General features: G+C 42.3%; 10 protein-coding genes. 5 read left to right on the top strand and 5 right to left on the bottom strand.

The window, feature by feature from the left end:
• Window positions 1-7: 7 nt before the first annotated feature.
• The 4 genes from FC093_RS13445 to FC093_RS13430 all read right to left on the bottom strand — a co-directional run bounded on the left by FC093_RS13445 (window position 8) and on the right by FC093_RS13430 (window position 3658).
• The gene (locus FC093_RS13445) at window positions 8-388 is read right to left on the bottom strand and encodes a DUF423 domain-containing protein (RefSeq protein WP_137262311.1); all 381 of its coding nucleotides are present in this window, start codon (window positions 386-388) and stop codon (window positions 8-10) included.
• Window positions 378-956: a shikimate kinase gene (locus FC093_RS13440; RefSeq protein WP_137262310.1), complete on the bottom strand. Its 579-nt coding sequence runs from the start codon at window positions 954-956 to the stop codon at window positions 378-380. Before FC093_RS13440 ends, FC093_RS13445 begins: the two co-directional genes overlap by 11 nt.
• Before the next feature lie 109 nt (window positions 957-1065).
• On the bottom strand, window positions 1066-2250 hold the full coding sequence (locus FC093_RS13435; RefSeq protein WP_137262309.1) for an acyl-CoA dehydrogenase family protein: 1185 nt from the start codon (window positions 2248-2250) through the stop codon (window positions 1066-1068).
• 190 nt (window positions 2251-2440) lie between these two features.
• A complete protein-coding gene (locus FC093_RS13430; protein WP_137262308.1) occupies window positions 2441-3658 on the bottom strand; it encodes a bifunctional 3,4-dihydroxy-2-butanone-4-phosphate synthase/GTP cyclohydrolase II in 1218 nt (405 codons plus the stop codon).
• Between the two features lie 400 nt (window positions 3659-4058).
• On the opposite strand from FC093_RS13430, the gene FC093_RS13425 reads away from it, so the two are divergent.
• The 5 genes from FC093_RS13425 (at window position 4059) to FC093_RS13405 (ending at window position 12943) form a co-directional block, all read left to right on the top strand.
• On the top strand, window positions 4059-7253 hold the full coding sequence (locus FC093_RS13425; RefSeq protein WP_137262307.1) for a TonB-dependent receptor: 3195 nt from the start codon (window positions 4059-4061) through the stop codon (window positions 7251-7253).
• A 333-nt stretch (window positions 7254-7586) separates the two neighbouring features.
• Window positions 7587-8561 carry a Gfo/Idh/MocA family oxidoreductase gene (locus FC093_RS13420; protein ID WP_137262306.1) on the top strand — a complete coding sequence of 325 codons (975 nt, stop codon included), beginning with the start codon at window positions 7587-7589 and terminating at the stop codon, window positions 8559-8561.
• A 12-nt stretch (window positions 8562-8573) separates the two neighbouring features.
• On the top strand, window positions 8574-10007 hold the full coding sequence (locus tag FC093_RS13415; RefSeq protein WP_137262305.1) for a sugar transferase: 1434 nt from the start codon (window positions 8574-8576) through the stop codon (window positions 10005-10007).
• Window positions 10008-10253: 246 nt separating this feature from the next.
• Complete coding sequence (lepA, locus tag FC093_RS13410; protein ID WP_137262304.1) at window positions 10254-12038, top strand: translation elongation factor 4; 1785 nt, start codon at window positions 10254-10256, stop codon at window positions 12036-12038.
• Between the two features lie 269 nt (window positions 12039-12307).
• Complete coding sequence (locus FC093_RS13405; protein ID WP_137262303.1) at window positions 12308-12943, top strand: TetR/AcrR family transcriptional regulator; 636 nt, start codon at window positions 12308-12310, stop codon at window positions 12941-12943.
• Window positions 12944-13238: 295 nt separating this feature from the next.
• Here the strand turns inward: FC093_RS13405 and FC093_RS13400 are convergent, their stop codons facing one another.
• Window positions 13239-14816, bottom strand: coding sequence for a DHA2 family efflux MFS transporter permease subunit (locus FC093_RS13400; protein ID WP_137262302.1), 1578 nt, complete (start codon window positions 14814-14816; stop codon window positions 13239-13241).
• Window positions 14817-14903 lie beyond the last annotated feature (87 nt).

Raw genomic sequence — 14903 nt, 5'->3', positions numbered from 1 at the left:
AATAATATTACCGGATACCCAAAGCTAACAAAATCCAGCCAGCTATCAACAGCAAGCCGCCAAGCGGCGTAATAGGACCTACCCAGCGAAACGCAGCACTATCTGTTGCAGAAGCATAAGTGAGCAGATACAATGAGCCGCTGAATAAAATAATACCAATAATAAAGCAATTGCCACTCCAATACATCAATTTATTGGGAAAGAATTGATATAAAATGCCTGCCAGCGCCAGCGCAAAAACATGATAAAACTGGTAGCGAACACCGGTTTCAAAAATCTCCAGGGCTTTTGGCGGCACCATGCTTTTAAGCGCGTGGGCACCAAAAGCACCAAGTATTACTGATAAAGCCCCCAAATATCCAGCGATTCGTAAAAAGCTATTGAGCATAAGTTAATATTTTAGTGAAGTCTTCTATAGTTATCTGCGAACCGCTAATATGATGTTTAGCCTGTGCATAGTATGGCTCGCGTTCTTTTATTTTAGCCTGAATAAAATCTTGCATTTCCTCATCATTCAAATGGCTGATTAACGGGCGCTTGTACTTTTTGCGTTTAAGCCGTTCGGCTAATGTAGCGCTATTCACATTCAGCCAAATAGTAATGCCGTTATCATTCATCCACTCCATATTATTATGAAAACAAGGGGTTCCGCCGCCGGTTGAAATGATGATGTTCTCAATACCGGCAAACTGGCGCAATGTATCGCGCTCCTTTAGCCTGAAGTATTCCTCTCCTTCGGTAGCAAATATATCGTGCACCGGCATGTCGGTTGCTTTTTCTATCTGCTGGTCGAGATCTATCCAATCCATATTCAATTGATCAGCCAATCGCTGTGCCCAATGCGTTTTGCCGGAACCCATAATACCAATGAGGAAGATTTTGGTACCTCCATGCTTCCCCTGCCCTGAAGGGGAGCTTGTAGCTCCTAAGCCCGAATAGGAGTTATCATTGTTCATGTTGGAGAAATTTGTCACTTTAATTATGCACTTTTTCTATTCGTTTCAGCTTCTTTTTATTGTTTTATTTAAGGTACAGCACCAGCCGCCAAAGGTAAAGGACTGCACTTTACTTAAACGCATTTATTCCTGTAACATCCATGCCGGTAATTAATAAATGTATATCGTGTGTGCCTTCGTAGGTAATCACACTTTCCAAATTCATCAGGTGGCGCATAATGCTGTACTCGCCGGTAATGCCGGTACCGCCAAGCATTTGCCGGGCTTCACGGGCAATGGTAATGGCTATTTCGCAATTGTTGCGTTTTGCCATGCTTACCTGTTGTGGTGTGGCTTTGCCTTCGTTCATCAGCGCGCCCAGGCGCCATACCAGCAATTGTGCCTTAGTAATTTCAGTTATCATTTCCGCCAGCTTTTTTTGCTGCAACTGAAAGCCGGCAATCGGGCGGTCAAACTGGATTCTTTCCTTGCTGTATTGCAATGCCGTGTCGTAGCAGTCCATTGCTGCACCTAATGCACCCCAGGCTATGCCGTAGCGGGCTTTGGTTAAACAACCCAGTGGACCTTTTAAGCCTTTTACATTAGGCAAAATATTCTCCTTTGGCACTTTTACATGATCGAAAACCAGCTCGCCGGTAGCACTGGCACGAAGGCTCCATTTGTTGTGCGTGGTAGGCGTACTAAAGCCTTGCATACCTCTTTCTACAATTAAACCTTGTATTTCGCCCTGCTCATTTTTTGCCCAAACTACTGCAATAGCCGCATACGGCGCATTGCTTATCCACATCTTCGCACCATTTAATATTACATGGTCGCCTGCATCAGTAAAGGATGTAAGCATGCCGGATGGATCGCTTCCAAAATCAGGCTCCGTCAGTCCGAAACAGCCAAGCCATTCGCCATTAGCTAATCTGGGTAAATATTTGTTGCGTTGGGCTTCGCTGCCATATTGGTAAATAGGAAACATCACCAGGCTGCCTTGCACACTGGCGGTAGAACGCACGCCGCTATCGCCACGTTCCAGTTCCTGCATCATCAGTCCATAGCTAATATAATCCAAGCCGCCACCGCCGTACTCCACCGGAATAGTTGGACCAAAGCAGCCCAACTCGCCCATTTGCTGTACAATCTGTTGCGGAAACTCAGCACGTTGTGCATAGTCTTCAATGATAGGCGTAATTTCCTTTTTTACATAATTACGGACTACTTCGCGAATGAGCTTTTGCTCTCCGGTAAGCAATTCATCTACCAGATAATAGTCGGGTGATTGAAAAGTATCAGTTTTTGCAGCCATGTGTTTTGTTTAAATAGCAAAAAGAAGGTAATCGTTATCTATAAGGTTTTTGTAGAAGCTTTTGCAATAGAAACAAATGTATGGAAAGAAGTTTTGGCTTTAAACAATGAGTAAGCTTTTTGCTTCCAGGCTATAGAAAAATAATATGCCTTCAACAGGATTTTGTTTTAAAATAAAAAAGCACTGTTCTTTACAGTGCTTCATTCTTTTCAGTCATTATCTCGTGTCCCAGCTTATCACGCTTTGTTTGCAAATAGCGATGATTGTGGCGGTTGGGTGGTACTTCTATGGGTACAAATTCCACTATTTCCAGTCCATAACCTTTGAGGCCAGCACGCTTGCGCGGATTATTGCTCATTAGTTTCAGCCTGGTTACACCCAGGTAATTTAAAATTTGTGCACCAATACCATAATCCCGTTCATCCATGCCAAAACCCAGTTTCAAATTTGCCTCTACGGTATCCATACCTTCTTCCTGCAGCTTGTAAGCACGCAGTTTGTTCATCAGTCCTATGCCACGCCCTTCCTGGTTCATGTACAATACAATGCCTTTACCTTCTTTTTCTACCATTTGCATAGCTTTGTGCAGTTGCTCGCCACAATCACAGCGCATACTGCCCAATATATCGCCGGTAAAACAACTGGAGTGCACACGCGTAAGCACCGGCTCACCCCTTTGCCACTCACCTTTGATAAGCGCCAGATGCTCGGCACCAGTGGTTTTTTCTTTAAAAGCTACCAGTTTAAACTGACCATATTTGGTTGGCATATCCACACGTACCACTTCCTCAATCAGTGAGTCGTGCTGCATCCGGTACGCAATAAGATCTTTTATAGAGATAATTTTCAAATTAAACTTTTCGGCCAACGCAATTAGCTCCGGTAATCGCGCCATGCTGCCGTCTTCATTCATAATTTCTACCAGCACACCAGCAGGTTCAAAACCCGCGAGCCGCGCAAGATCAATGGTAGCTTCGGTATGACCGGTACGGCGCAGTACACCGCCGTTTTTGGCACGTAGCGGAAAAATGTGTCCCGGCCTACCTAAATCAGAAGGTTTGGTAGCAGGATTAATTAATGCCTGTACCGTTTTGGCGCGGTCGTGCGCACTGATGCCGGTTGTGCAACCATGACCTAATAAATCTATGCTTACTGTAAACGGGGTTTCGTGCAGCGCGGTATTGGTATTTACCATTAGTTGCAAATCCAGTTCGTCGGCCCGTTGCTCGGTAATGGGGGCACAAATCAAACCACGACCTACTTTACTCATAAAATTGATGACCTCAGGCGTTACATTGCGCGCAGCCGCAATAAAATCCCCTTCATTTTCACGGTCTTCATCATCTACTGCAATCACCAGCTTGCCATTGCGAATATCATCTATGGCGCTCTCAATACTATCTAACATACATTCAATTGTGCCGCAAAGGTACAACACTAATATACTTTGCAGCTTGTTGTTGCAAATGATTGCAAACAATTGACGATTAAGCGCTCCCTTCAACAGGCTGCGAACAGAAAATTAAGATAGTTAGTGAGGCATGACGATTGCTGCTAAAAACCGTTTTACCATTTATTGCATGGCATGGAATATTTTTGTGCAACAAATATTGTTCTTTTGTTGTCTTACAAAGAACTCCCTGGCTGCCATTTTTTTGGAAAACACGGCTTTCTCCAACAACCTTTTTATTATATATAATGTAATAAAATAATTTATAAAGTAGCTGATTGTTAATATTTTAATAATACAAAATCCATCCTTTTAACATTTTATTGCTTTTACTTTGCACACTGAAATATTTTTTAAAATGAAGAAAGCTTTACGATTAATGTTTGTACTGTTTGTACCTTTTTTGGTGACGGCACAGGTAACCACAAGTAGTATTTCGGGAACCATTAAAAACGCGGCGGGCGCCGGCTTGGAAGGCGCTTCTGTTACTGCGGTGCATGTACCATCCGGTACGCAGTATGTTGCTATGTCCAGGAAGGGCGGAACCTTTGCTATTTCCAATATGCGCGTTGGCGGACCTTACAGGATAGACATCAGTTATGTTGGATATGAACCCCAAACACTTGACAGTATTTATCTGGAGTTGGGGGTAGATACGAAATTAACGCTCGTACTGCAAAGCACTTCGCAAACACTCGCAGAAGTAGTAGTATCCGCCAACCGGAATGTAGGCAGAAGTACGCAGGGAACCGCTACACAAATTACCCAGTTACAGTTGCAAACCTTGCCTACCATTACCCGTAATATTGACGATTATACCCGATTGACGCCTCAGGCGCAGGTACGACGCAGCAATTCGGACGGGAGTACGTTAGGCGTTTCTTTTGCCGGGCAAAGTAACAGGTACAACCGGTTTACAATAGATGGTGCTAATGCAACAGACGTATTTGGATTAGCTGCCAGCGGTACCAACGGTGGTCAGGCTGCATTAAATCCCATTCCATTTGATGCCATAGATCAGGTACAGGTAGTGCTTTCGCCTTACGATGTTACATTGAGCGGCTTCACTGGCGGTGGCATCAACGCCGTTACCAAATCGGGGAGCAATCAGTTTCACGGCTCTCTGTATGGATATAATCAAAATCAAAATTTAGTAGGCAAAAGTCCTACCGACAGAAGTAAATATGGTGATTTTAAAGACAATATCTACGGTGTGCGGTTAGGTGGTCCGATTATTAAAAACAAACTGTTCTTTTTTATTAATTATGAAGGAGAAACACGCTCTCAGCCAATAGATAATATGCCTGGCTCTGCAAATTCCAAAATACGCACTTCCACACTGGATAGCTTAGCTGATTTTCTAAAAGATGAAAGCAAACATCCAGGCTGGAGCTATAATCCCGGGGCTTATAATGGTTTTAATAAGGATAAAAAATCTGATGCTTTTTTTGCACGTATAGACTGGAATATCAATAATAAAAACAAGCTCACACTTAGGCATAACTACGTAAAAGGAAACAATTTTGTTTTTAGCGATGGCACCAGTTCCATGAGCTTTTACAACAATGGCTACAATTTCTATTCTACCACCAATTCAACCGTTGCAGAATTAAACTCCAACTTCAGCAATAAGTTTGCAAATATGCTGCGGCTCACCTACACCGCTGCCCGCGATAAAAGAGGTACGCCCGGCGAGTTGTTTCCATCTGTTGCCATAACCGATAATGGTGCTACGTATAATTTTGGAACAGAATACAGTTCTCAGGCAAATTCATTAGACCAAAATACATTTACCATCACCGACAACTTTAATATTTATGCCGGTAAACATAATATTACACTTGGTACCGATAACACCATCTACAATTCTAAAAACGTTTTTTTACAGGGTTTAGTAGGCGGTTACACATACGGCAGCCTGCAAAGTTTTTATGATGACGCTTCCGGTGTAGATACCGCCTATGCAACCAATTACCGGACTGTTTACTCCACCGATCCAAAAAATCCCAAACCAATAGCTAATGTGCATTTTACCCAGCTTGCCTTTTATGCACAGGACGCTTATAGTATTAGGAGCAACTTTAAATTAACGTACGGCGTGCGTATGGATATTCCGATTTTCACCAGCAAGCCAGCCGTAAACGAAGCGTTTAACAGTTCTAACATTGCCAAAAACAACGATGTAGCTACCAACAAAATACCTACTACCAAACTGTTGCTATCGCCGCGCGTAGGTTTTAACTGGGATGTGCATGGCGACAGAAGAACACAGATTCGTGGCGGCGCAGGTCTCTTTACCGGCCGCATACCTTTTGTATGGGTATCTAACCAATATACCAATACGGGTATCGGCACTATTTCAAGCAATCTTTTTGGCGCTGATATCGCAGGAAACAATATACACTTCGACCCCAATAATCCATATCAGCCGAGTGTAGGTTCTGGCCCGGGCATTAATGTAACCGATCCTGATTTTAAATATCCAAGAACGCTGCGGGCAAATCTTGCACTTGACCAAAGATTGCCTTTTGGTTTTACAGGTACTATTGAAGGATTATATACCAAAACGTTGCAGGATATCCTGTATCAGGATTTAAACCTTGCTCCTTCTGCTACCGATTTAATACTTGGCAACAGCACCCGGCCGTTCTATGGCAAAAAAGTGGATAGCCTTTATTCCAATGTTTATTCCTTAGGAAATACGAACAAAGGCTATTCTTACAACATTACTGTTTCACTTTCAAAGAGTACCCGCAATGGCTGGTCTGGAAGCCTGGCTTATAGTTTAGGGCATTCCTACACTATGAATGACGGTACCTCTTCTACGGCGGCTTCGCAATACCGGTTTGTGTATGCTGTTAATGGCTCCAACAATGTTGAACTGGCAAGAAGCAATTACGACCAGGGATCGCGCATAGTAGGTTATATTGGTAAAAAATTCACGTATGGTAAATGCTATACTAATATAGGCTTGGTGTACAGCGGTCAGTCTGGCCAACCTTTTTCTTATGTTTATTTTGGAGATCTGAATGGCGATGATGGATCTGTCCTAACTAAGCCAAGTACTTCGGGCGGTAACGATCTTATTTATATGCCCACAGACGCCTCCCAGTTTGCAGACCATGGTGGCTTAACGGCTGCCGACCAGTTTGCTGCTTTCCAGCAATACATAAACTCAGATGCGTATATGCGCTCGCATACTGGCGAAAACACTAAAAGAAATGGCGATCGGCTTCCCTGGGAAAACCACTTTGATTTGAAAGTAGAGCAGGCGTTTGCTTTTTATAAAACACACACTATTTCTGTGGTTGCAAATATTTTTAATGTTGGTAATTTAATAAGCAAAAATTGGGGTAAATCGTATTATGTAAGCAACCAGGAAGTGCAGCCATTAAACGTAGATCATTTTGAACTACAGGCCGATGGCAGTGTAAAACCCTATTATTATTTCAACCCCACGTTTGGCTTAAACCAATATACACACCGCCCCTGGCAATATGCCGATTATCTATCCCGCTGGAGTATGCAGTTGGGCGTGCGTTATAGTTTTTAATTCATATATTTTCATTATTGTTGAACAGCTGTTCCTTAAATGGACGGCTGTTTTTTGTTATTGAAGTGGTTAGGATTGTTACTATAATGCAGTATATAAAACAAGGCTTCAGCTCAATGTCATTTTTCGCCTTTGCCGGTGTTCTTCACCGGCAAAGAATTATCTGTTGGCGAAGAATATCAATAGAGACGAATTATCCAATAACCACAATTCGAACTGAATGCTGTACTTATACTTAACAGGAAAAACAGCAGTACTCTTCCGGTCACTTCCTATACATTCAATTATCAAACTTTTCAATTTATATATCTTTGAGTCTTTAAATCATGTTTTATGTTGAGAGTTGGAGTATTTGGCGTAGGTCATTTGGGCAAATTTCATTTGAACAACTGGAAGGAAATTGAAAGCGCAGCATTGGTGGGCTTTTACGACCCAAATGATGAGAACGCTGCTAAAGTAGCGCAGGATTATGGCTTAAAAAGATATACTGATGTAAGCGCATTACTTGCAGACATTGATGCTGCTGATATTGTAGCGCCTACCACTTACCATTATGAATTATGCGAAGCCGCCATACGTGCTGGTAAGCATGTGTTTGTAGAGAAGCCGCTGGTAAATACCATTGCCGAAGGCAAACAAATAGTAAAGATGGTGCGCGAAGCAGATATTAAGCTGCAGGTTGGTCATGTAGAACGCTTCAACCCTGCTTACCTTGCATTGAAAGATATGGAGCTAAAACCCATGTTTATAGAAGTACACCGCCTGGCGCAGTTCAACCCGCGCGGCACCGAAGTGAGTGTGATTCTTGATTTAATGATCCATGATATTGATATTATATTAAGTATCGCAAAAAGTGATGTAAAGCACATATCTGCAAGTGGCGTTGCCGTACTTACCGATACACCCGATATTGCCAATGTACGCATAGAATTTAATAATGGTTGTGTAGCTAACCTTACCAGCAGCCGCATTAGTATGAAAAAAATGCGTAAGATGCGTTTGTTCCAGAAAGATGCTTATATCGGTATTGATTTCTTAGATAAAAAAGCAGAAATTATTCGCCTGCAAAACGGACAGGAACCTACCGGCTTTGGTTTTGATTTAGAAACGCCCAACGGCATTAAAAAAATTGCGGTGGACATGCCTTCTATTCCTGCGGTAAATGCTATCAAAGCCGAGCTGCAATCTTTTACCAATGCCATCATCAACAATACGCCGGTAGTGGTAAGCGAAATAGATGGGTACCTGGCAATGGAAGTGGCGCATAAAATATTAGATAAAATTGGCGCAACAGCTATCGTTGCTTGATATTTAAATGACATGCGGCTCTTCAAACCACCCCTTTCTGTCAAATGGTATGTACTGATGGATTTTATAACATCGGGTGTGGTGTGGATTTGCATTTCGCTGTACCGGCAATCGTTCTTATATCAGCCTGCTTGGTCAATCAAACAATTATTAACCTATAATAATCATTTTTTTTTAAAATCTTTTTTATTCCTTCCGCTGTTTTGGATATTGTTTTTTACAGCCGTGGGTTCGTACAAAGAATCGTTGTATGTAAAGTCGCGGCTAAGCGAGCTAACCAACACCATTATTGAATCGCTCATTGGCTGCATTGTTATTTTCTTTTGTATTTTTCTGAACGACGCAAAGGATAATTACCACTATTATTACAACATTTTTTTTACCTTTTTAATTTGCCAGATAACGGTTGTATTTGCAGGAAGATTGCTCATTTTAAGTATTGTAAAAGCTCATTTGTCCAAAGGCTTGTACAGCCTTACAACACTGTTCATAGGCAACAGCCGCAAGGCACTCGAAATCTATCGCGAAATTTATAATCGCCGTCACCCGTCCTACTTTACGTCTATTGGTTTTGTATCAGCCGACGCCTTTTCTGGCAATGGACTATCGGCATATCTGCCACGGCTTGGCAGCCTTGCACAGGTAGAGCACATTATAGATAAAGAGCAGGTAAAGCAAGTAATTGTCTCGCTGGACAAAAGTGAACTACAACAGCAGCAAAACATGCTGGCACGATTGAGTGAAAAGGATGTATTGATAAAAATTGCTCCTGATAATTTTGATATACTCGCTGGTTCTGTAAAAACAGGTAATGTGATAGGCGCCACACTCATAGACATCAGCACCAACATTATGCCTGCATGGCAGGAAAATATAAAGCGTGCCATGGATGCTTTGACCAGCATGGTGGGTTTAATTACCTTAAGTCCGTTGTTGCTGTTCGTAGCATTGCGCACTAAATTATCCTCGCCCGGCTCCATATTGTACGTACAGGAAAGAATAGGGTACAAAGGCAAGCCTTTCAAAATCTATAAATTCCGGTCCATGTATATGAATGCGGAGCAAAATGGCATACCGCAGCTTTCTGCCGATAACGACCCACGCATTACACCCTGGGGAAAGTTTATGCGTAAATGGCGGTTAGATGAGTTGCCGCAACTCTTTAATATTTTGGTGGGCGATATGAGCCTCGTTGGCCCGCGGCCGGAACGCAAATATTACATAGATCAAATCGTCCGGTACAATCCGTATTATAAGTATTTATTGAAAGTAAAGCCCGGGCTCACCTCGTGGGGCATGGTGCAGTTTGGCTATGCCTCCAACATACAGGAAATGCTGGAGCGCATGCAATATGATTTGCTCTATATCAAAAACATTTCGTTGTTGCTGGATTTGAAGATTATGGTTTATACTATAAGAATAATTATGTTGGGTAAAGGGAAATAATTGTTGAGAATAGTAAATGGTGAATAGATAAATTGGATAAAACAGGGATTTTCACCCTTGCGGTGTTCTTCACCGGCAAAAGTTGCTTGTTGATGAAGAACGCCACAAGTGTTGAGAAGAAAAGTGCGTGTTGTATTTGCCAATACGTTTTTTACAATATAGAATCTTTTTTGTACCACAGGTTTTAGCATACCTTAAAAGTAATGCTAACGGAGGTATGCTTAAGCCGATTATCTTTGCTTTCTTATGAAGCAAATCCGCAATTTCTGTATCATCGCACATATTGATCACGGTAAAAGTACGCTTGCCGACCGCCTGCTGGAGCATACTAAAACCATTGGCGAGCGCGACATGATGAACCAGGTGTTGGATGATATGGACCTGGAACGTGAGAAAGGTATTACCATTAAAAGCCACGCTATTCAAATGCAGTACCTGCACAATGGCACTACCTATATTTTCAACCTCATAGATACACCTGGCCATGTTGACTTTAGCTACGAAGTAAGCCGTGCTTTGGCAGCGTGCGAAGGCGCATTGCTGTTGGTTGACGCCACTCAAGGCATCCAGGCGCAAACGATTAGCAACTTGTACTTAGCCATTGATAATGACCTGGAAATTATCCCTATCATTAACAAGATAGACATGGATGGCGCTAAAATACCGGAAGTGCAAGACCAGATTATAGATTTAATTGGTTGTAAAGAAGACGAAATTTTACTCGCCAGCGGTAAAACCGGCATAGGCATAGAAGCCATTCTGGAAGCTATTGTGAAGCGCATTCCTGCACCTACCGGCAATACAGAAGCACCTTTGCAAGCCCTTATGTTTGACAGTGTATTCAATAGCTTCCGTGGTATTATTGCTTATTTCCGGGTGTTTAACGGCACGCTGAAGAAAGGCGATAAAATAAAATTTGTAGCTACCGGCGAAGAATATTTTGCAGATGAAGTGGGTGTATTGAAGTTAGGTATGCAGCCTGTGAATGAAATTAGCGCCGGCAATGTAGGTTATATTATCACCGGCATTAAAAATGCAAAAGAGGTAAAGGTAGGCGACACCATTACTTTGGCTTCCAATCCCGGCGAAATGATTAAAGGTTTTGAAGAAGTAAAACCGATGGTATTTGCCGGTATTTTCCCGGTGGTAACAGAAGATTTTGAAGAGCTGCGCGACAGCATGGATAAGCTGCAACTGAATGATGCTTCGCTTACTTACGAATTGGAAACTTCACAGGCATTAGGTTTTGGCTTCCGCTGCGGCTTCCTTGGCCTGCTGCACATGGAAATTATTCAGGAGCGGTTGGAGCGCGAGTTTAACCAAACGGTAATTACCACGGTTCCCAACGTTAGCTTTCATGCTTATACTACGCGTGGCGAAAAAATAATAGTGAACAATCCGGCGCAAATGCCCGAATTAACAAAGCTCGACCGCATTGAAGAACCGTATATCAGAGCGCAGATAATCTCCCTGCCCGAATACATTGGCAACATTATGACATTGTGCCTGGGCAAACGCGGTATTTTATTAAATCAAAGCTATCTTACTACCACGCGCGTAGAGCTGATATTTGAAATGCCGCTGACCGAAATAGTGTTTGATTTTTACGATAAACTAAAAAGTCAGACACGCGGTTATGCTTCTTTTGATTATACGCCGATTGACTACCGTGAAAGTGATATTGTGAAGATGGATATTTTACTAAACAGTGAAAAAGTAGATGCGTTAAGCGCACTCATCCACCGCAGCCGTGCGCAGGATTTTGGCAGGAAATTGTGCGAGAAATTAAAGGAATTATTGCCACGACAGCAATTTCAGATTGCGATACAGGCAGCTATCGGCGCTAAAGTAATTGCCCGCGAAAACATCAGCGCCATGCGCAAAGATGTAACTGCTAAATGTTACGGTGGCGACATCAGCCGTAAGCGCAAACTGCTGGAAAAGCAGAAAGAAGGTAAAAAACGCATGCGCCAGATTGGTAACGTAGAAGTGCCGCAGGAGGCTTTTTTGGCAGTGTTGAAACTGGACTAATTATATTCAAACAATAAACAAGTTTTACAAAAGAGAACAATAGCAATAAAGCCATTGTTCTCTTTTCACATCTTCTGATACTCTTCACCGGCAAATACGCTATCTATTCACGGGAATCTTCCACTGGCGCAGGCATCCATTTGTATTCGATACACACTCATTATTCAGGATTTTATCGCTGAGAACAAATAAAGCAGTTTTTAATGGTTTAAAAAGAGATTAAACATTTGTTTAAATTCAAACAATTGTTTAACTTTGAATGAATCTTAATGGAGAGCGTAATGAGCGTGGATAAACGGGAGCATATTATTAATACAGCAATAAAATTGTTTGCTACTAAAGGATTTGAAGGTACTTCGATACGCGATTTGGCCGCTGCCGCCGATGTGAATGTAGCCATGGTGAATTATTATTTTGGCTCAAAAGAGAAGCTGTTTGAAAGCATGGTGGAGCACAATGTGGCTTATACGCGCGGCGCATACGATGAAATTTCGAACGATAGTTCACTGGCTGAAATAGAAAAGATAGATAAAATCATTGACATCTATGTCAATCGTATTTTTAGCAACCGCGAGTTTCATAAGGTGTTGCACCACGAAGTACAGTTGAACCAGCGCCCGGAATTAGGTAAAGCCATCTCTAACGTGATTGGTAAAAATTACCAGATTATTAAAAGCATTATTGAAGCTGGTATTCGTAAAAAAGAGTTTAGAAAAGTGGATGTGCCACTTACTATTGCAACTATGACCGGCACTTTCAACTCCCTGGTTTTATCTAAAAAGGTTGGTAAGCTTCTGATGTGTAAAGACTCGGAAGAACTGCCTTATGATGACGAAAAGTTCAGGAAGAGAGTGGCAGAGCATGTAAAGCAAATGATGCGGGCGCACCTACTGAAAAATGACTAACGGAGATTTGGGCTGATTTATTGAGCTGAACAGGATGAAAGCATTTTGAACCGGGCTTTATTTTTGCTATGAATTGGATGAATACTATTACAGTCTGGTTTTCAACACTTATATTTACAACTACACATAAAAAGCCGGTGATACTTACGAGTATCGCCGGCTTTTTTATTCATATACAATCAGCTTATACTATTTTCAATGAAGTAGTACCATATACGCTTAGTTCAAAATCTCAGTTTTTTGCCTGCAGCTTGTTGCTTATGGCTTATGCAAGTTTACCTGTTTGAAGCTGGTATTAGTGCATCGCTTCAGACACGTCAATTTTAGTACCTTTTTCATTTCTTACAAATAAAATGAAGGGAATACAAATTAAAAACATGACACCTAAATATAAAAACACATCCATATAAGACAGCACTGAAGCCTGCTTGTATATCATGCCTTCCAATACAGCGTAAGCGCGTTTTAAAGCCACATCGAACGAGGCACCTTTTGCCATAAAACTATGTTGCAGACCAGTTATATAATTTTGCACGCTCTGATAATTAGTGTTTAACTGACTTACCAGATCGCTGCGGTGCAACTCCTGCCGGCGTGCCATAAAGGTAGTAATACTGGCTATGCCAAATGAGCCGCCCAACTGTCGCATCATACCCGTAAAGGATGCTCCCTGCCCTATCTGCTTGCCTTTGAGTGTAGATAAAGCCAATGTAGTAATTGGAATAAACAACATACCCATACCCACACCACGTACAATCAGCATCCAGAAGAATGCATCCTGACTGGTATCAGGCGTAAGTATCTTGTATCCCCATAAACTATATACAAAAAACAGTAACATACCCAGCGATACGAGGTATTGCTGCTTTACGCCGCGTTGCAATAACTGCCCTATAATAGGCATCATAAAGGCGGTCGTAAGTGATGATGGAATCATGAGCATACCCGATTGCTGCGCCGTCCAGCCAAGTGTTGCCTGTGTATATAATGGAATAATATACGTGGAGCCATACAAGCCAAAACCCAGTATAAACGACATGATAGTACCTATACGCAGGTTGCCGTTTTTAAGCACACGCAGCTCCACAATAGGGTTGCGATATGTAAGTTCCCGCCATATAAAAAAGAAAAATCCAAAGACCGCTGTTACAGCAAAAGTGGTTATCCAGATGTCATTAAACCAGTCTTCGTCCTGACCCCGCTCCAACACATATTGCAGCGAGCCAACCGAAACAGCCAGTAAAACAATGCCCAGCCAATCTACATCGGATGCCGCAGTTTTTTCGCCATATTTAGGGCTGCGTACAAATGCCAGCGTAAGCAAAGTAGCAATGATACCTAAAGGAATATTGATATAAAAAATGTAAGGCCACGAATTATGGTCAACAATATATCCTCCCAACGGAGGTCCTAATGTAGGGCCTACAATTACCCCTAAACCGTAAATAGCCTGTGCCGTACTGCGCTTTTCGGGTGGATAACTTTCGGTGATAATGGTTTGGGAAGTAACGAGCAATGCACCACCGCCGCATCCCTGGAAGAAACGGAAAGCTACCAGTTCCCAAATACTGGTGGCATTACCGCACAAAAAAGAAAATACAGTAAAGAGCATAATGGAGAACGCAAAATAATTGCGCCGTCCAAACTGCTGCGACAGCCAGCTTGTCATGGGAACGATAATCACGTTGCCAATGGCATACGCTGTCACTACCCAGCCCACTTCGGTCATAGTAGCGCCCAGATTGCCCCGCATATCATTGAGTGCAACGTTTACGATAGTGGTATCCACAATTTCGAGCAGGGCGCAAACAATGGCGGTAATCGTAATAATTACGCGTCGGCTGCCATACTCTACCAATGATTGTTGTTGCATAAAAATAAATACTGTGTGTTGAGAGTGGTGAGTATCAAATGTGAATTGTCAATCGTGAACGATGAATGAAGGCGGTTCTCTACTCAC

The organism is Ilyomonas limi (assembly GCF_005233845.1).
Lineage (GTDB): Bacteria > Bacteroidota > Bacteroidia > Chitinophagales > Chitinophagaceae > Ilyomonas > Ilyomonas limi.
The sequence above is the reverse complement of the archived record's forward strand: the minus strand, read 5'-3'. Positions and strand labels throughout refer to the sequence as shown.

Excerpts from the sequence above, each read along its gene's own strand:
- FC093_RS13430 (WP_137262308.1), bottom strand. The coding sequence starts at position 3,658 with ATGTTAGATAGTATTGAGAGCGCCATAGATGATATTCGCAATGGCAAG.
- FC093_RS13435 (WP_137262309.1), bottom strand. The coding sequence starts at position 2,250 with ATGGCTGCAAAAACTGATACTTTTCAATCACCCGACTATTATCTGGTA.
- FC093_RS13440 (WP_137262310.1), bottom strand. The coding sequence starts at position 956 with ATGAACAATGATAACTCCTATTCGGGCTTAGGAGCTACAAGCTCCCCT.
- FC093_RS13400 (WP_137262302.1), bottom strand. The coding sequence starts at position 14,816 with ATGCAACAACAATCATTGGTAGAGTATGGCAGCCGACGCGTAATTATT.
- FC093_RS13405 (WP_137262303.1), top strand. The coding sequence starts at position 12,308 with ATGGAGAGCGTAATGAGCGTGGATAAACGGGAGCATATTATTAATACA.
- FC093_RS13415 (WP_137262305.1), top strand. The coding sequence starts at position 8,574 with ATGCGGCTCTTCAAACCACCCCTTTCTGTCAAATGGTATGTACTGATG.
- lepA (WP_137262304.1), top strand. The coding sequence starts at position 10,254 with ATGAAGCAAATCCGCAATTTCTGTATCATCGCACATATTGATCACGGT.
- FC093_RS13420 (WP_137262306.1), top strand. The coding sequence starts at position 7,587 with ATGTTGAGAGTTGGAGTATTTGGCGTAGGTCATTTGGGCAAATTTCAT.
- FC093_RS13425 (WP_137262307.1), top strand. The coding sequence starts at position 4,059 with ATGAAGAAAGCTTTACGATTAATGTTTGTACTGTTTGTACCTTTTTTG.
- FC093_RS13445 (WP_137262311.1), bottom strand. The coding sequence starts at position 388 with ATGCTCAATAGCTTTTTACGAATCGCTGGATATTTGGGGGCTTTATCA.